Raw genomic sequence first — 16,307 nt, 5'->3', positions numbered from 1 at the left:
TCCTTTCGCACTGTTGCCCAGAAGGACGAGAAACAGGCGCGCGACGGTTGCGCGCGCCCGGTACTCAGCGGGCCGCGAAGGGGCGGTCCGTGGAGACGATCTCGCGGCCGAGCGGCATCAGGGACACGGGGATCAGCTTGAAGTTGGCGATGCCGAACGGGATGCCGATGATCGTCACACAGAGGGCGATGCCGGTGAAGATGTGCGCGAGGGCGAGCCACCAGCCGGCGAGGACGAGCCAGAGCACATTGCCCACGCAGGAGGGCGCGCCCGCGTCCCTGCGCTCGACCGTCGTGTACCCGAAGGGCCACAGGGCGTAGATGCCGATCCGGAAGGACGCCACGCCGAACGGGATGCCGATGATGGTGACGCACAGCAGCACGCCCGCGAGCAAGTAGGCGAGGAACAGCCAGAAGCCGCTCAGGACCAGCCAGATGACGTTCAGGATTGTCTTCACTGTTGGCGACCTGCCATCTGCTCGAGGCGGGAGATGCGCTCCGCCATGGGCGGGTGCGTGGAGAACATCTTCGACATTCCCTGGCCGGGGCGGAAGGGGTTGGCGATCATCATGTGGCTGGCCGTCTCGATGCGCGGCTCGGGCGGCAGCGGGAGCTGCTTGGTGCCCGCGTCGAGCTTGCGCAGGGCGCTCGCCAGGGCCAGCGGGTCGCCGGTCAGCTGGGCGCCCGAGGCGTCCGCCTCGTACTCCCGCGAGCGGCTGATGGCGAGCTGGATGAGGGAGGCGGCGAGCGGGCCGAGGAGCATGATCAGGAGCATGCCGAAGATGCCGGGGCCGTCGTCGTCGTTCGAGCGGCCGACCGGGATGAGCCAGGCGAAGTTGACCAGGAACATGATCACGGAGGCGAGCGCTCCGGCGACCGAGGAGATCAGGATGTCGCGGTTGTAGACATGGCTGAGCTCGTGCCCGATGACGCCGCGCAGTTCGCGCTCGTCCAGGAGGCGCAGGATGCCGTCGGTGCAGCACACCGCCGCATTGCGCGGATTACGGCCCGTCGCGAACGCGTTCGGCGCCTCTGTCGGCGAGATGTACAGCCGCGGCATGGGCTGGCGGGCCTGGGTGGAGAGCTCGCGGACCATGCGGTAGAGCGCGGGCGCCTCGAACTCGCTGACCGGGCGCGCCCGCATCGCGCGCAGGGCCAGCTTGTCGCTGTTCCAGTACGCGTACGCATTGGTCCCGATCGCGATGACGAGGCCGATGACGAGCCCTGTGCGGCCGAAAAAGCTGCCGATGACGAGGATGAGGGCGGAGAGGCCCCCGAGAAGTACGGCTGTCTTCAACCCGTTGTGCCGGCGGTGCACGGTACGCCCTCCTGATGGTGCGGCAGGGGAACCCACTGCTTGCTCACTGCTTCCACTGGGCCCCGCGATTCGGTGCGGGTGGCTGCGGTTGCCTGTCCCTAGTGGACCCTCCCGTACTGGTCAACGCCAGACGAGCGGGACTAGTTCCCTTGTGCGCGCTCCCGGAGCGGAGGTTCCGGTAGGCCGTACGGGTCAGTGCTGCTGCGGCAGCAGGCCCGCGATCTCCAGCGCTTTGTGGTCGGGCTCGATCTCGCTGGTGCAGTTCGGGCAGCGGGTGGCGATGCCGGGGATCTGGCTGAAGCAGCGGGGGCAGTCGCGCAGGGCGGCCTTGATGTCGACGGGCTTGTTGCGGTCGGCGCGGGCCGTGATCTTCATCATCGGCACGACGATCAGGAAGTACAGCACCGCGGCGGTGATGAAGAAGGCGATGCCCGCGTTGATGAACTTGCCGTACGGGTACCTCACGCCCTCGACAGTGAAGTACGCGTCCGAGTAGTTGCCGATGGAGCCGGTCGCCCAGCCCAGGAGCGGCGTGATGAAGGCGGCGGTGAAAGCGGTCACAAGGGCCGTGAACGCCGATCCCACGGCGAGACCCACCGCCATGGAGACGATGTTTCCACGAAGTATGAAGTCCTTGAATCCGCTCAGCACGCTGCTGCTCCTGGGAAAGATGATGGTGGGGGGAGTGCCCGGTGGCTGCTTAGACATCTGTGGTTGAGCTGTCATCTGCGTGTGCGGTGCTCTCCGCGTTCTCGGGGCCGTCTGTAATCGCTGCGACCCAGAAACGTACCAAAGCGGGGCTTTAGGAGTCTCCCGCGTCACAGAAACAGTCCACTGTCCACAAAGTGGAGGATCAGTTGTGGAGCGCCGGAGAGGGCCACTCCGACGACCGCCGTCGCGGCGATGGCGGCGGTGAGCGGCATGGAGGCCCGGTACGCGGCGGGCTCGCCCTCGGGGGCGCGGAACAGGGCCGCGGTCCACTGCAGGTAGTAATAGAGCGCGATGACGACGTTCACGGCCATGACGACGGCGAGCCAGCCGAGTCCCGCGTCGACGGCGGCCGAGAAGACCGTGACCTTCGCGAAGAGGCCGATGACGCCCGGCGGCAGACCGGCCAGGCACAGCAGGAAGAAGCCCAGGGTGAGCGCGGCGAGCGGGCGGGCGGCGTACAGCCCCCGGTAGTCGCTCAGGCGGTTCAGCGGCCTTGTACGGGCGACAAGGGCGGCCACGGCGAACGCGCCCAGGTTCACGGCGGCGTACATGAGGGCGTACGCGAGCGTGGAGCCGATCGACTTCTGCGGGTCGTCCGAGTACGCGGCCGCGGCGATCGGCACCAGCAGGTAGCCGGCCTGGCCGACGGAGGACCAGGCGAGGAGGCGGACGGCGCTGTACGCGCGCGTGGCCTGCTGACGCAGTGCGGCCACATTGCCGACGGTCATCGTCAGGGCCGCGAGGGCGGCGAGCGCCGGGCCCCACACATCGGCGTACGAGGGGAAGGCGACGACCGTGACGAGGATGAGGCCGGTGAAGCCCACCGCCTTGCCGATGACCGACAGGTAGGCGGCGATCGGCAGGGGCGCGCCCACGTAGGTGTCCGGCACCCAGAAGTGGAAGGGCACGGCGGCCGTCTTGAAGGCGAAGCCCACCAGGGTGAGGGCGACGCCGGCCTGGGCGAGGGTGTGGAACTGGCCGTCCACGCGCGTGAGTTCCGTGGCGACCTCGGTGAGGTGCAGGGTGCCCGTGGCCGCGTAGACGAAGCTGACGCCGAGGAGGGTGACGGCGGTGGCGGTGACCGACGACAGGAAGAACTTCAGGGCCGCGTCGGAGGAGCGCCGGTCGTCGCGCTTGAGGCCCACCAGGGCGAAGGCGGGCAGTGAGGCGACCTCCAGGGCGACGACGAGCGTGGCGAGGTCGCGGGAGGCGGGCAGGAGGGCGGCGCCCGCGGCGGAGGACAGGAGGAGGAACCAGTACTCCCCTTCGGGAAGCGGCTTGTTCGCGCTCTTCGCGTCCTTGAGGGTGTTCATCGAGAGCAGCGCCGTGACCAGCGCGCCCGCGAGGACGAGGAACTGGACGACGAGCGTGAAGCGGTCCGCCGTGTAGCTGCACGCCTCGCGCGCGCCGGTCAGGCAGAACGTGGAGCGCTCGTCGCCGATCAGTGGCAGCAGGGCGAGTCCCGCGGCGGCCAGACCGGCCACGGAGATCCAGCCGAGGACCGGCTTGCGGCGCTCGTCCAGGAACAGGTCGGCGACCAGGGCGACGAGGGCGACGACCGCCGCGATCGTCGGCGGGGCGATCGCGACCCAGTCGACGGACTGGACGAGGGAGGCCACGGAGGGCGCGGCGGCGATCACTGGAGGCCTCCTGCGAGGAGCTTCTGCACGGCCGGGTCGGTGAGGCCGAGCAGGGCGGCGGGCCACAGACCGGCGAGGACGGTGAGGGCGGCGAGCGGCGTCCAGGCGGCGAACTCGTAGCCCTGCACGTCGGAGAAGTCGTTGACCCGTACGCCGGGGAGGTCGTCGCCCCGCGCGTCGGCGTGTGCGGGTGCCTCGTGGTCGCGCGGGCCCATGCAGACGCGGCGGACCACGAGAAGCATGTACGCGGCCGTGAGCAGGGTGCCGAGCGCGGCGATCGACATGAACACGAGGAACGCCGGGCGGCTGAGCCCTTCCGCGGGCTTGAACGCGCCGAACAGGGCGAGCATCTCGCCCCAGAATCCGGCGAGTCCGGGCAGTCCGAGCGAGGCGACGGCGGCGAACGCGAGGAGGCCGCCGAGGCGCGGGGCCTTCCCGTAGAGGGCCATGCCGCTCCGCTCGGCGAGGGCGTCGAGGTCGCTGGTGCCGGCCCGGTCCTTGAGCGCGCCGACGAGGAAGAAGAGGAGGCCGGTGATGAGGCCGTGGGCGAAGTTGGCGAACAGCGCGCCGTTGACGCCGGTCGGGCTCATCGTCGCGATGCCGAGCAGGACGAAGCCCATGTGACCGACGGAGGAGTACGCGATGAGGCGCTTGAGGTCGCCCTTCGCGCCCTGCTTGACGAGGTTCAGGCAGGCCAGCGATCCGTAGATGATCCCGACGACGGCGAACGCGGCGAGGTACGGGGCGAACGTCCGCATCCCGTCGGGCGCGATCGGGAGCAGGATCCGGACGAACCCGTACGTACCCATCTTCAGCAGGACACCGGCGAGGAGGACCGAGCCGACGGTCGGGGCGGCGGTGTGCGCGTCCGGCAGCCAGCTGTGCAACGGCCACATCGGGGTCTTCACAGCGAGCCCGATCCCGATCGCCAGAACGGCGATGACCTGCACGGATGTGGTCAGGTTCCGGCCGTTGTCAGTGGCGAGTGCCATCATGTCGAACGTGCCCGACTTAACACCGATAAGGAGGAGGCCGAGCAGCATCACGACCGAGCCGAGCAGCGTGAAGAGGATGAACTTCCAGGCCGCCGCTGTCCGTTCGGCTCCGCCCCAGCGGGCGATGAGGAAGTACATCGGGATGAGGACCATCTCGAACGCGAGGAAGAAGAGGAGGAGGTCCAGGACGGCGAAGGTGGCGAGCGTGCCCGATTCGAGCAGCAGGATCAGGGCGACGAAGGCTTGGGGGGAAGGACCGCTCGGCGGCTTGAAGTAGGAGTACAGCGCGCAGAGGAAGGTCAGCAGCGCCGTGAGCACCAGGAGGGGGAGAGAGATGCCGTCGATACCGAGGTGGATCCGCACGTCGAGCGCGGGGATCCAGCTGATGTCGGTCGTGGCCTGCATCTTCGACGGCTGGTCGTGGTCGAAGCCGAGCGCGAGGACGATCGCGGCGATGAGGATCACGCCGGTCACGGTCACGCCGTGGCGGAGCACGGCCTGGTCCGGGGAGCTCCCCTTCAGTCCGGGCGGTGCGGGCAGGAGAGCGGCGACGGCGCCGATGAGCGGCCCGACGACGATCCATGCGAGAAGGAACTGCATCACGGATTCGCTGATATCGATCACGGCTGCTCACGCTCCGGCGGTGGCGACGAGGACGACGGCGACCACCAGGACGACGGTGCCTGCGAGCAGTGCGCTGAGGTAGGTCTGGACGTTGCCGGTCTGGGCGCGGCGCACGGCCCGGCCGAGCGCCTTCGGGGTCTCGGCGGCGGCCCGTACGTAGGTGTCGACGACCGTGCGGTCCAGGAAACGGACCAGGGTCGCGGCGGACCCCACCGGGCGGACGAACACCGTCGAGTACAGGGCGTCGAGGTGGAATCCTGCGGCGGCGTGCCGGTGCAGGCGGCCGAGCAGCAGGCGGCCCGGGTCGGCCGGGTCGGCGGCGCCCGCGATGGATCCGTACGCGGCCGTGTGCGAGGCGATCGCCTCGGCCTCGACCAGGCCGCCGTCACCGGTCTCGGTGTCGACGGCGACGGCGCCGATCGGGGTGCGGCGCGCGTCCATCGCGGTGGTGTGGCGCCAGGCCCCGTAGGTGACCAGAGCGCCGACGAGCGCGAAGCCGGTGCCGATGACGGAGGTGGTCAGGGTCGGGGTGAGGGAGCGGCCGTCGAACCAGTCGGGCAGGACGCCCGTGGCCAGACCGAGCGCGAGGGAGGGGATCGCGAGGACCCACAGGACGGCGTTCATCGTGACCGGCTGCTTGCCGTGGTCCGGGGCCGGTGTGCCCCGGCCGTTGAAGGCGAGGAGCCACAGGCGGGTCGCGTAGGCGGCGGTGAGCAGGGCCGTGACCAGGCCCGCGACGAGGACGATCCAGCCCGAGGCGACCGGGACGGCGTGTTCGTGGCCGGTGGCGGTGTGCTCGGCGGCGCCGAGGACGGCCTCCTTGGAGAAGAAGCCGCTGAAGGGCGGGATCGCGGCGAGCGCGAGCAGCGCCACGGTCATCGTCCAGAAGGCGTCGGGGACGCGGTCGCGGAGCCTGTCCATCCGGGCCATCGCGGCCAGGGAGTTGGTGCCGGCGGCGTGGATGATCACGCCGGCCGCGAGGAAGAGGAGCGCCTTGAAGGCGCCGTGGGTGAGGAGGTGGAAGACGGCGGCGTCGCGGTCGCCGACGGCCAGGGCGCCGGTCATGTAGCCGAGCTGGCCGATCGTCGAGTACGCGAGGACGCGCTTGATGTCGTCCTGGGCGAGCGCGGCGAGAGCCGACCCGGCCATGGTCACGGCGGCCATGACGGCGAGCACGATCAGGGCCGCGCGGGAGGCGGCGAAGACCGGGAGGAGGCGGGCGACGAAGTAGACGCCGGCGGCGACCATCGTCGCGGCGTGGATCAGCGCGGAGACGGGCGTGGGGCCCGCCATCGCGTCGGGCAGCCAGGTGTGCAGCGGGAACTGCGCCGACTTGCCCGCCACGCCCGCGAGGAGGAGCAGGGCGATGAGGGTGGGGTGGTCGAGGCCGCCCGCGCTCGTGGCCTTGCCCAGGATCGTCGTGATGCGGAAGGAGCCCGCGTCGGTGGCGAGGGCGAACAGGCCGATGAGGAAGGGGACGTCGCCGAGTTTCGTGACGAGGAAGGCCTTCAGGGAGGCGGCCCGCGCCTCGGGGGTCTCCCAGTAGTGGCCGACGAGGAAGTAGGAGCAGATGCCCATGACTTCCCAGCCGACGAGCAGCACCATCAGGTCGCCCGAGTAGACGACGAGGAGCATCGCGGAGGTGAAGAGGGAGACGAGAGCGGCGTACGACGGGTAGCGCGGGTCGTCGCGGAGGTAGCCGGTCGAGTAGAGCTGGACGCAGGTCGCGACGAGGGCGACCAGGACGGCGACGAGGGCGGCGAAGCCGTCGATGTGCAGGGCCAGTTCGATCGGCACGGAGCCGGTCGGGGTGAGCTGGGTGTGCGCGTCGAGGGCCCGCGTGCCGTTGCCGGTGCCGCCGCCCTGCTGGACCGCGACGGCGACGGCGAGGACCAGCGCGGCGACGGTCGGGAGCACGGCCAGCGGGCGGACGAAGCCGGGCGCGGTGCGGCCGAGGCCCAGGCCCGCGGCGGCGCCGAGGAACGGCAGGAGGGGGACGAGGACGGCGAGGGTCGTGGTGGTCACGCGGTGGCCTCGGCCTTCTTGTCCGGACCGGCGGGGGCGCCAGGTGCGGCCGCGGCGGCACCGGCCGGGTCGTGCGGGCCGGCCGGGCCGGACAGGTCGTCGTCCGGGTCGTCGTCCGGGTCGTGGGGCTCGGCGGAGTCGCGGAGCTTGTCGATGTCGGCGGTGCCGCGGTTGCGGTGGACGGCCAGGACGATCGCCAGGCCGATGCCGATCTCGGCGGCGGCGATGGCGATGGTGAACAGGGTCAGGGCCTGACCGGAGTGCAGGGCGTCGCGCAGCCAGACGTCGAAGGCGACGAGATTGAGGTTGACGGCGTTGAGCATCAGCTCGACGGACATCAGGACGAGGATCGCGTTGCGGCGGGCCAGGACTCCGTACAGGCCCGTGCAGAAGAGGAGGGCGGCGAGGACGGCGGGATAGGCGAGGTGCATCAGCGGTTGCCCTCCCGGCGGGTGGCGGCGGTGGCGCGCGGGCCGGTGCCGGATTCGGCCGCGTTCTTCTTGCGGGACAGGACGATCGCGCCGACCAGGGCGGCGAGGAGGAGGACCGAGAGCGCTTCGAAGGGCAGGACCCAGTGCCGGAACAGGACGGAGCCGGTCACGGCCGTACTCCCCTGGGCGGCGCCGTCCAGGTCGATCCAGGTGGTGCGGAAGGCGTCGACGACGACCCAGACCAGGGCGGCCGCTGCGGCGACCGCGACGGCCAGGGCGGCCCACCGGTTGGGGCTGTCCGCGTCCGGTGACCGGCCGATCGGGGCGCGGGTCAGCATCAGACCGAAGAGGAGGAGGACGACGACGGAACCGACATAGATCAGCACCTGCACCCAGGCGATGAACTCGGCGGTGAGCAGGAGGTACTCGACGGCGAGGCCGCCGAGCGCGACGACCAGCCACAGGGCGGCGTGCACCAGCTGCTTCGTGGTGACCGTGACGAGCGCGGCGCCGAAGGTGACCAGGCCGACGAGGAGGAAGGCGATCTCGACCCCGGTCGGAGAGAGGAATCCGTGCTGCTCGGCTGCCAGGGTGACGGCCGCCCGGAACGGGGTCGCGGCGGGGCTCATGCGGTCTCCCCTCCGGGGTTCGGGTTGTCTCGGGGCGCCGCCGGAGCTGCTTCCGCTGCCTGCGCCGACTCGGTCGCCTGCGCCGCCGCCAGCTTGTCCGCCGTTTTGCGGGCGGCCGCCAGTTCCTTCGGTTCCTCGGCCGACGGGTCCAGGGCGGGCGGGGACGGGACGGTCCACATCCACTCGCGGAGCTTGTCGCGCTCGTGGGTGAGGTCGCGGATGTCGGTCTCGGCGTACTCGAACTCCGGGGACCAGAAGAGCGCGTCGAAGGGGCAGACCTCGATGCAGATACCGCAGTACATGCAGAGGGAGAAGTCGATGGCGAAGCGGTCGAGGACGTTGCGGCTGCGCTCGCGGCCGCCCTCGACGGCGGCCGGCACCGTCTCCTTGTGGGAGTCGATGTAGATGCACCAGTCGGGGCACTCGCGGGCGCAGAGCATGCAGACCGTGCAGTTCTCCTCGAACAGACCGATCACGCCGCGCGTGCGGGGCGGCAGCTCGGGCTGGGCGTCGGGGTACTGCTCGGTGACGGTCTTCCGCGTCATCGTGCGGAGGGTGACGGCGAGGCCCTTGGCCAGGCCGGACCCGGGGATCGGAGGCACTAGTTGATCGCCACCTTCACGATTCCGGTGAGCGCGATCTGCGCGAGGGCGAGGGGGATGAGCGTGGTCCAGGCGAGTTTCTGCAGCTGGTCCTCGCGCAGGCGCGGGTAGGACACGCGCAGCCAGATGACGACGAAGGCCAGGACCGCGGTCTTGAGCAGGGTCCAGACCCAGCCGAGGCCGTCGGCGCCGAACGGGCCGTGCCAGCCGCCGAGGAAGAGGACGGTGGTCAGACCGCACAGGACGACGATGCCCGCGTACTCGGCGAGGAGGAAGAGCGCGAAACGCAGGCCCGTGTACTCCGTGTACGCGCCGAAGATGATCTCGGAGTCGGCGACGGGCATGTCGAACGGCGGGCGTTGCAGCTCGGCGAGGCCCGCCACGAAGAAGACCAGGGCGCCCACGATCTGCCAGGGCAGCCACCACCACGCGAAGGCGTCGAGGATGCCGGGCAGCGAGACCGTGCCCGCCGCCATCGCCACCGACGCGGCCGCGAGCAGCATGGGGAGTTCGTAGGCGAGCAGTTGCGCGGCCGTGCGCAAGCCGCCGAGCAGGGAGAACTTGTTGGCGCTCGCCCAGCCCGCCATCAGCGAGCCGAGTACGCCGACGCCCATCACCGCGAGCACGAAGAAGATGCCCGCGTCGATGACCTGGCCGACCGCGCCCTCGCCCGGGCCCACCGGGATCGCGAGCAGGACGAGGAGGTACGGCAGCAGGGCCACGGCCGGGGCGAGCTGGAAGACGCGGCGGTCCGCGTCGGCCGGGACCACGTCCTCCTTCTGCGCGAACTTGACCCCGTCGGCGACCAGTTGGGCCCAGCCGTGGAAGCCGCCCGCGTACATGGGGCCGAGTCGGCCCTGCATGTGGGCCATCACCTTGTGCTCGGTCTGGCCGACGATCAACGGGAGCACCAGGAAGGCGACGAAGACGACGACGAGGCGCAGCGCGACGTCGAGCACGTCATTCACGGCGTCCCTCCGGGGGTGGGGTCGGGCTTGGTCGGGGCCGGGGTGTCCCGTTCCGGGGTGGTCGGGTCCGGCGCAGACGTTGTCGCGTCCGGCGCAGGCGCGTCCGGCGCAGGCGCGTCCGGCTCAGCCGCATCCGGCACAGGCGTTGTCGCGTCCGGCTCGGCCGCATCCGGCACAGGCGTTGTCGCGTCCGGCTCGGCCGCATCCGGCCCAGGCGCGTCCGGCGCAGCCGCATCCGGCTCCACCGCATCCGGCCCGGTCTCCGGCCCGGCGCTCGGCGCTCGCGGCGGTTGCGGGGGCTCGTCGAACGCCGGTTTGGCGTGGTGCCAGGGGGCGTCGGACGGGCGTGGCTTGGCCGGGGCCTCGGGCTCCGGCTGCTTCTCCGGGGCGGCCGGTCGCTGGCTCGCCGAGCCTTCCGACACGCTCCGCGCACGCCGCGCGGGCCGAGCCGGGCCCGGCTCGGCCGGAGAAGCCGCACCCGTACCCGTACCCGCACCCGCACCCGTACCCGTCGCCTGACTGGCCGAGCCCTCCGACGCACTGCGCGAACGCCGCGCGGGCCGAGCCGCACCCGCCCCCTCCGGAGCAGAAGCCCCACCCGTACCCGCACCCGTACCCGCACCCGTCGCCTGACTGGCCGAGCCCTCCGACGCGCTCCGCGCACGCCGCACCGGCCGAGCCGCACCCGCCCCCTCCGGAGCAGAAGCCGTGCCCGCCCGCGCAGCGCCTCGCGCGGGTCGCGTCGGCGCAGGAGGGAGTTGACCCTTCAGGGGCCCCCACTCGTTCGGGTCGGGGACGCCGGGTGGCAGCATCTGGCGCCGCTTCGGCGCGGTATGCCCGGCACCCGCTCCAGCCGAGGACTCGCCGGGCTCCTTCGCCCCCGGCCACGCCTTCGCGACCCGTGCCGCGAGCACGAAGTCCTTGCGCAGGGGGTGGCCTTCGAAGCCGTCGGGGAGGAGCAGCGGGACCAGGTGCGGGTGGCCCTCGAAGGTGACCCCGAACATTTCGTGGGTCTCGCGCTCGTGCCAGGCCGCGCCCGCGTACACGTCGATCGCGGAGGCGAGCACCGGCGCGGAGTGCGGGACGGTCGTGCGCAGCAGGAGGCGGCGTACGGAACCGGGGGCGACGGCGGCGACGTGCGCGCACACGCGGAAGCCGGTCCCGGGTTCGTCGACGGCGCTCAGCCAGTCGAAGTAGGTGCAGCCCAGGCGCGTACGGGCGGTGTCGAGGGCGGTGGTCCAGGAGGCGGCGGGGACGTCGACCGTGAGCAGGTCGTACGCCTCCTCGACCGTCGCCCCGTCGCCGAACAGCTCCTCGACGGGGTCCGGCAGCCAGCTCATCGCTCACCCGCCGGGGGCTCCGCGGGCGGCCGCACCAGCCCGCTGCTCAGCGCCGCCGCCGAAGGGCGCCCGGCGGCCGCGTCCGCGGACGCGGACCCGTAGCGCTCGCCGAGCGACTCGCGCGCGATCTTCTCCTGGAGCTTGAGGATGCCCTGGAGCAGCGCCTCGGGCCGTGGCGGGCAGCCGGGCACGTACACGTCGACGGGGATGATCTGGTCGACGCCCTTGGTCACCGAGTACGAGTCCCAGTACGGGCCGCCGCAGTTGGAGCAGGCGCCGAAGGAGATGACGTACTTCGGCTCGGGCATCTGCTCGTACAGGCGCTTCACGGCGGGGGCCATCTTGTCGGTGACCGTGCCGGAGACGACCATCAGGTCGGCCTGGCGCGGGCCGGGCGCGAACGGGATGACGCCGAGGCGGATGAAGTCGTGGCGCGCCATGGACGCGGCGATGAACTCGATGGCGCAGCAGGCGAGGCCGAAGTTGAAGACCCAGAGGGAGTAGCGGCGGCCCCAGTTGAGGACCACCTTCATCGGTTCGGGCGCCAGGCGGGAGAGCACGCCGAGGCGCTTCGGCTCCGGGAGAAGAACGGGCGCGGGTTCGGGTGACACGGGGCTCACCGGGCTCACGGGGCTAACGGGGCTCACGTCCATGCGAGGACGCCCTTCTTGTATGCGTACAGCAGGCCCACGGCGAGGAAGCCGAGGAAGATGAACATCTCCACGAGCGTCGTCGCGCCGTAGCCGGGCGCGGCGAAGACCGTCGCCCAGGGGAAGAGGAAGATCGAGTCGACGGCGAAGATCACGTAGAGGAAGGCGTAGACGTAGTAGCGGACCTGGGTGTGGGCCCAGCCCTCGCCGACGGGGTCGACGCCGCACTCGTACGTCAGGAGTTTCTCGGGGGTCGGCACCACCGGGCGCAGCAGCCGTCCCGCGCCGAAGGCGACCGCGACGAAGAGCACGCCGACGACGGCGAGCAGCCCGACCACCGCATACGTGTGGAAATAGCCGGCCGCGTACGCGTGGAGGTCGTCGGCCGCGCCGACGGTCACGGCCGTCCCGTCCGTCACGTCCGTCGCCACGTCTGTCGGCACCTCTCTCGCCCCTCGCGTGTTGATGTGTTCGTGTTCGACGATGTACGGACGGGAGTCTAGGGCCTGTTAAAGGGCGGGTAAGCAGCCCGTACGGAGCGCGGCGGCCGGAAGGGGCGTCGGGCCCGTTGTCCGGCCGCCTCTGGGGTGGGGTTATCCCCCGTCCGTCCCCGGCGGTCCACCTCATGGCGGAGCGGCCCGCGCGCAAGGCAGTCTTTGGCTTATGACCGACCCACTCGACTTCTCGGACGACCGGCCGGTGCCGCCACCGCCGCGCTTCGCCTACGACAAGCACACCTGGAAGGAGATCTCGTTCCTCCTGTCCAGTTTTCCCCTGGCCGTGTTCGGTTTCGTGTACGCGGTCACGCTGCTCTCGGTCGGCGCGGGGCTGACCGTGACGGTGATCGGGCTCCCGCTGATCGCGGCGGGGCTCTCCGGGGCGCGGATGCTGGGCAGGGCGGAGCGGGCGCGGGCGCGGAAGCTGCTCGGGGTGCGGATCGAGGAGCCGAGCCCGTTGCCGCGCCGGAAGGGCGAGGGGTTCTTCGGCTGGCTGTGGACGGCGCTGAAGGACTCGGTGGGCTGGCGCGCGGTGCTGTACGAGGTGATGCGGCTGCCCTGGGGCATTTTGACGTTCACGGTGACGCTCGTCGGCCTGTTCGTGCTGTGGCCGGTGCTCCCCTTCCTCGTGCGCGGTCTGACCAACGCGGACCGGGCGATGGTGCGCGGCCTGCTCTCCCCCTCCGACGAGCTGGAGCGGCGGATCGCCGAGCTGGAGTCGGACCGGGGCGTCGTGGTGGACACGGCGGCGGCCGATCTGCGGCGGATCGAGCGTGATCTGCACGACGGCGCGCAGGCCCGCCTCGTCAACCTGGCCATGGGGCTCGGTCTCGCCAAGGAGAAGCTCCTGGAGGACCCGGACGCGGCGGCGGACATGGTCGACGAGGCGCACGGCGAGGTGAAGCTCGCGCTGCAGGAGCTGCGGGATCTGGCGCGCGGCATCCATCCGGCGGTCCTCACCGACCGGGGTCTGGACGCGGCCCTGTCCTCGGTGGCGTCGCGCTGCACGGTCCCCGTGAAGGTGACGGCCGATCTGCCGGCGCGGCCCGCCGCCGCGATCGAGGGCATCGCCTACTTCACCGTCTCGGAGCTGCTGCAGAACGTCAGCAAGCACAGCCGCGCGCGGACGGCGTCCGTCGAGGTGTGGCGGGCTGAGGAGCGGCTGCTCATCCAGGTGAGGGACGACGGGCAGGGCGGCGCCAGCGTCGACAAGGGCACCGGTATGGCGGGGCTCGCGGAGCGGCTGGGCGCGGTCGACGGGCTGTTCGTCGTGGACTCCCCCGAGGGCGGCGGAACGACGGTCACCGCCGAACTGCCCTGGCGGGACCGGTCGTAGCGGGTGGAGCGGAGGCCGGGGGTAGGGAAAACCCCCGGTCCAAGACGCCGACCCGCCGCATGGCCGGACGCCCCCGCCGCCGGGGATTCTGAGAACGAGGCGGAAGCAGCGGACCCGCACGAAGCGACCAGGAACGGACGACGCCCATGGCCACGCACCAGTACGGATACCGGAGCGAGTACTCGTACGACGACGAGCCGCGCCCCGAGCGCCGCGGCCTCGGCCGGCTGCCGGCCGGGCTGCGCGCCCCGGTCGAGGGCCGGGCCTGGCGCGAGTTCGGATACCTCCTCCTGAGCCTGCCGATCGCCATCGCGGCGTTCGTCTGGTCGGTGACGATGGTGTCGCTCGGCGCGGGGCTCCTCGTCACCTTCATCGGCGTGCCGGTGCTCGCCGGGGCGCTGGCCGGCGCACGCGGCATCGGCGCCCTGGAGCGGGTGCGGGCGCGGGCCCTGCTCGGCCTGGAGATCGGCTCGCCGGAACCGGTGCGCCCGCGCAAGGGCGGCCCCCTCGCCTGGATCGGCGCGACGCTCAAGAGCGGTGCTTCCTGGCGCCACCTCGTCTACACGGTGCTGCACTTCCCGTGGGCGGTGTTCGCCTTCTCGGTGGCGGTCACCTTCTGGACGACCGGCTGGACGCTGCTCACGTATCCGCTGTGGCAGTGGATCTACCCGATGTACGGCGGCCAGGGCGGCCTCCAGCTGTACGGGGACGAGGCGCACTCGGTGTACCTGGACAACCCGTTCGAGATCACGCTGACCGCGGCCGTCGGCCTGCTCGTCACCCTTGCCACGCCGTGGATCGTGCGGGCGCTGACGACGGTGGACCGGTTCCTCGTCGTCGGGCTGCTCGGCCCGTCGCGGCTCGTCTCGCGCGTGGTGGAGCTGGAGTCCGACCGGGGCGTCGTCGTCGACACGGCCGCGGCCGACCTGCGGCGCATCGAGCGCGATCTGCACGACGGCGCGCAGGCCCGCCTCGTCAACCTGGCCATGGACCTGGGCCTGGCGAAGGAGAAGCTGAGCGAGGACCCGCAGACGGCGGCGCGGATGGTCGACGAGGCGCACGGCGAGGTGAAGACCGCCCTCCAGGAGCTGCGGGACCTGGCGCGCGGCATCCACCCGGCGGTCCTCACCGACCGCGGTCTGGACGCGGCCCTGTCCGCGGTGGCCTCGCGGTGCACGGTCCCGGTGACGGTCGAGGTCGACCTCCGCGAGCGTCCGGCGCCGGCCATCGAGGGCATCGCCTACTTCACCGTCTCGGAGCTGCTGCAGAACATCAGCAAGCACAGCCGGGCGACGCGGGCCGGCGTCGACGTGTGGCGCTCGGGCGACCGCCTCATGCTCCAGGTCAGCGACAACGGGGTGGGCGGCGCGGCCGTCTCCGCCGGTTCGGGGCTCGCGGGTCTGACGGAGCGGCTCGACGCGGTCGACGGCATCCTCCTCGTCGACTCGCCGCCCGCCGGTCCGACCCGGGTCACGGCGGAGCTGCCGTGGCGGTCCGCCAGGCCCTGAGTTCGCCTCTTTTCCACCGCGTGGGGGCGCCCCGCCCGCGATCCTGGAATGCTGGCCCTGTCAGAACTGGCCCCTGTGACAGGTGCACAGGGGCGCTGGGGGGCCGAGAAACGTGGAGGACAGGGTGCGGGTGGTCATCGCCGAGGATTCAGTGCTGCTCAGGGAGGGCCTGACCCGGTTGCTGACCGACCGCGGGCACGAGGTCGTCGCCGGTGTCGGTGACGGGGAAGCGCTGGTCAAGACCATCACCGACCTCGGGGCGCAGGACCAGCTCCCCGACGTCGTCGTCGCGGACGTCCGGATGCCGCCGACGCACACGGACGAGGGGGTGCGGGCGGCGGTGCAGCTGCGCGGCCGCTACCCCGATCTCGGTGTCCTGGTCCTGTCGCAGTACGTGGAGGAGCAGTACGCCACCGAACTGCTCGCCGGGTCGAGCCGCGGGGTGGGTTATCTGCTCAAGGACCGGGTGGCCGAGGTGCGGGAGTTCGTGGACGCGGTGGTCCGGGTCGCGCAGGGGGGCACGGCGCTCGACCCGGAGGTGGTCGCGCAGTTGCTCGGGCGCAGTCGCAAGCAGGACGTGCTGGCCCATCTCACGCCGCGCGAGCGCGAGGTCCTCGGCCTGATGGCGGAGGGCCGGACCAACTCGGCGATCGCCCGCCAGCTCGTCGTCAGCGACGGCGCGGTCGAGAAGCACGTGAGCAACATCTTCCTGAAGCTGGGGCTCTCGCCGAGTGACGGGGATCACCGGCGTGTTCTGGCCGTTCTGACCTATCTCCGGAACTGACCGGCCGGCTCCCCGCCGACCGCCGGGCCGGGGCGGGAACCGGCCAACGACCCGCCCAGAACCGTGTGGCGCGTTCGCGGCGTCCTCCAGAACGTCTCAAGGACGGCTCAGGGGGGTCGGCAGAGCATGGCAAAACGGGACGACATGCCGTCTCATTTCCAGGCCCATCGTGCGAACGTTCCGAGGTGGGCACCCCCTGCGGACGTAGGGTGGGCCTGGGGAAGGCCAGTGGGACGGCCCTGCCCGAACA

16 protein-coding genes are annotated in these 16,307 nt (G+C 71.5%); 3 read left to right on the top strand and 13 right to left on the bottom strand.

What is annotated here, in order from left to right:
• Positions 1–64: 64 nt before the first annotated feature.
• From C1N81_RS27070 to C1N81_RS27010, 13 genes are all read right to left on the bottom strand, one after another.
• The gene (locus C1N81_RS27070) at positions 65–457 is read right to left on the bottom strand and encodes a YccF domain-containing protein (RefSeq protein WP_394433360.1); all 393 of its coding nucleotides are present in this window, start codon (positions 455–457) and stop codon (positions 65–67) included.
• Positions 454–1,317, bottom strand: coding sequence for a zinc metalloprotease HtpX (htpX, locus tag C1N81_RS27065; RefSeq protein WP_394433358.1), 864 nt, complete (start codon positions 1,315–1,317; stop codon positions 454–456). Before htpX ends, C1N81_RS27070 begins: the two co-directional genes overlap by 4 nt.
• A 192-nt stretch (positions 1,318–1,509) precedes the next feature.
• Positions 1,510–1,968 carry an MscL family protein gene (locus C1N81_RS27060; protein ID WP_394433356.1) on the bottom strand — a complete coding sequence of 153 codons (459 nt, stop codon included), beginning with the start codon at positions 1,966–1,968 and terminating at the stop codon, positions 1,510–1,512.
• Positions 1,969–2,135: 167 nt separating this feature from the next.
• The gene (locus tag C1N81_RS27055; protein ID WP_394438263.1) at positions 2,136–3,647 is read right to left on the bottom strand and encodes an NADH-quinone oxidoreductase subunit N; all 1,512 of its coding nucleotides are present in this window, start codon (positions 3,645–3,647) and stop codon (positions 2,136–2,138) included.
• A gap of 17 nt (positions 3,648–3,664) precedes the next feature.
• Positions 3,665–5,287, bottom strand: coding sequence for an NADH-quinone oxidoreductase subunit M (locus C1N81_RS27050; protein ID WP_394433354.1), 1,623 nt, complete (start codon positions 5,285–5,287; stop codon positions 3,665–3,667).
• A gap of 6 nt (positions 5,288–5,293) precedes the next feature.
• A complete protein-coding gene (locus tag C1N81_RS27045; RefSeq protein WP_394433352.1) occupies positions 5,294–7,312 on the bottom strand; it encodes an NADH-quinone oxidoreductase subunit 5 family protein in 2,019 nt (672 codons plus the stop codon).
• On the bottom strand, positions 7,309–7,743 hold the full coding sequence (gene nuoK, locus C1N81_RS27040) for an NADH-quinone oxidoreductase subunit NuoK (RefSeq protein WP_394433350.1): 435 nt from the start codon (positions 7,741–7,743) through the stop codon (positions 7,309–7,311). Before nuoK ends, C1N81_RS27045 begins: the two co-directional genes overlap by 4 nt.
• On the bottom strand, positions 7,743–8,372 hold the full coding sequence (locus tag C1N81_RS27035; protein WP_394433349.1) for an NADH-quinone oxidoreductase subunit J family protein: 630 nt from the start codon (positions 8,370–8,372) through the stop codon (positions 7,743–7,745). The genes nuoK and C1N81_RS27035 overlap by 1 nt, the downstream gene beginning before the upstream one ends.
• Positions 8,369–8,974 carry a NuoI/complex I 23 kDa subunit family protein gene (locus C1N81_RS27030; RefSeq protein ID WP_394433347.1) on the bottom strand — a complete coding sequence of 202 codons (606 nt, stop codon included), beginning with the start codon at positions 8,972–8,974 and terminating at the stop codon, positions 8,369–8,371. The genes C1N81_RS27035 and C1N81_RS27030 overlap by 4 nt, the downstream gene beginning before the upstream one ends.
• Positions 8,974–9,942 carry a complex I subunit 1/NuoH family protein gene (locus C1N81_RS27025; protein WP_394433345.1) on the bottom strand — a complete coding sequence of 323 codons (969 nt, stop codon included), beginning with the start codon at positions 9,940–9,942 and terminating at the stop codon, positions 8,974–8,976. The genes C1N81_RS27030 and C1N81_RS27025 overlap by 1 nt, the downstream gene beginning before the upstream one ends.
• Positions 9,939–11,282 (bottom strand): NADH-quinone oxidoreductase subunit C, encoded by a 1,344-nt coding sequence (locus C1N81_RS27020; RefSeq protein ID WP_394433343.1) that lies wholly within the window; start codon positions 11,280–11,282, stop codon positions 9,939–9,941. Before C1N81_RS27020 ends, C1N81_RS27025 begins: the two co-directional genes overlap by 4 nt.
• Complete coding sequence (locus tag C1N81_RS27015; RefSeq protein WP_394433341.1) at positions 11,279–11,935, bottom strand: NADH-quinone oxidoreductase subunit B; 657 nt, start codon at positions 11,933–11,935, stop codon at positions 11,279–11,281. Before C1N81_RS27015 ends, C1N81_RS27020 begins: the two co-directional genes overlap by 4 nt.
• Entirely contained in the window at positions 11,926–12,351 is a 426-nt protein-coding gene (locus C1N81_RS27010; RefSeq protein ID WP_394438261.1) for an NADH-quinone oxidoreductase subunit A, read from the bottom strand. The genes C1N81_RS27015 and C1N81_RS27010 overlap by 10 nt, the downstream gene beginning before the upstream one ends.
• A 244-nt stretch (positions 12,352–12,595) precedes the next feature.
• On the opposite strand from C1N81_RS27010, the gene C1N81_RS27005 reads away from it, so the two are divergent.
• The 3 genes from C1N81_RS27005 to C1N81_RS26995 all read left to right on the top strand — a co-directional run bounded on the left by C1N81_RS27005 (position 12,596) and on the right by C1N81_RS26995 (position 16,057).
• Positions 12,596–13,765 carry a sensor histidine kinase gene (locus C1N81_RS27005; protein ID WP_394433339.1) on the top strand — a complete coding sequence of 390 codons (1,170 nt, stop codon included), beginning with the start codon at positions 12,596–12,598 and terminating at the stop codon, positions 13,763–13,765.
• A 146-nt stretch (positions 13,766–13,911) separates the two neighbouring features.
• A complete protein-coding gene (locus C1N81_RS27000) occupies positions 13,912–15,273 on the top strand; it encodes a sensor histidine kinase (protein ID WP_394433337.1) in 1,362 nt (453 codons plus the stop codon).
• 124 nt (positions 15,274–15,397) lie between these two features.
• Positions 15,398–16,057, top strand: coding sequence for a LuxR C-terminal-related transcriptional regulator (locus C1N81_RS26995; protein WP_394438259.1), 660 nt, complete (start codon positions 15,398–15,400; stop codon positions 16,055–16,057).
• Positions 16,058–16,307 lie beyond the last annotated feature (250 nt).

The sequence above is a fragment of the Streptomyces sp. SGAir0957 genome, from assembly GCF_043523415.1.
This window is presented reverse-complemented; position numbering and strand designations above follow the sequence as displayed.

Excerpts from the sequence above, each read along its gene's own strand:
- C1N81_RS27020 (WP_394433343.1), bottom strand. The coding sequence starts at position 11,282 with ATGAGCTGGCTGCCGGACCCCGTCGAGGAGCTGTTCGGCGACGGGGCG.
- C1N81_RS27000 (WP_394433337.1), top strand. The coding sequence starts at position 13,912 with ATGGCCACGCACCAGTACGGATACCGGAGCGAGTACTCGTACGACGAC.
- nuoK (WP_394433350.1), bottom strand. The coding sequence starts at position 7,743 with ATGCACCTCGCCTATCCCGCCGTCCTCGCCGCCCTCCTCTTCTGCACG.
- C1N81_RS27035 (WP_394433349.1), bottom strand. The coding sequence starts at position 8,372 with ATGAGCCCCGCCGCGACCCCGTTCCGGGCGGCCGTCACCCTGGCAGCC.
- C1N81_RS27015 (WP_394433341.1), bottom strand. The coding sequence starts at position 11,935 with ATGGACGTGAGCCCCGTTAGCCCCGTGAGCCCGGTGAGCCCCGTGTCA.
- C1N81_RS27005 (WP_394433339.1), top strand. The coding sequence starts at position 12,596 with ATGACCGACCCACTCGACTTCTCGGACGACCGGCCGGTGCCGCCACCG.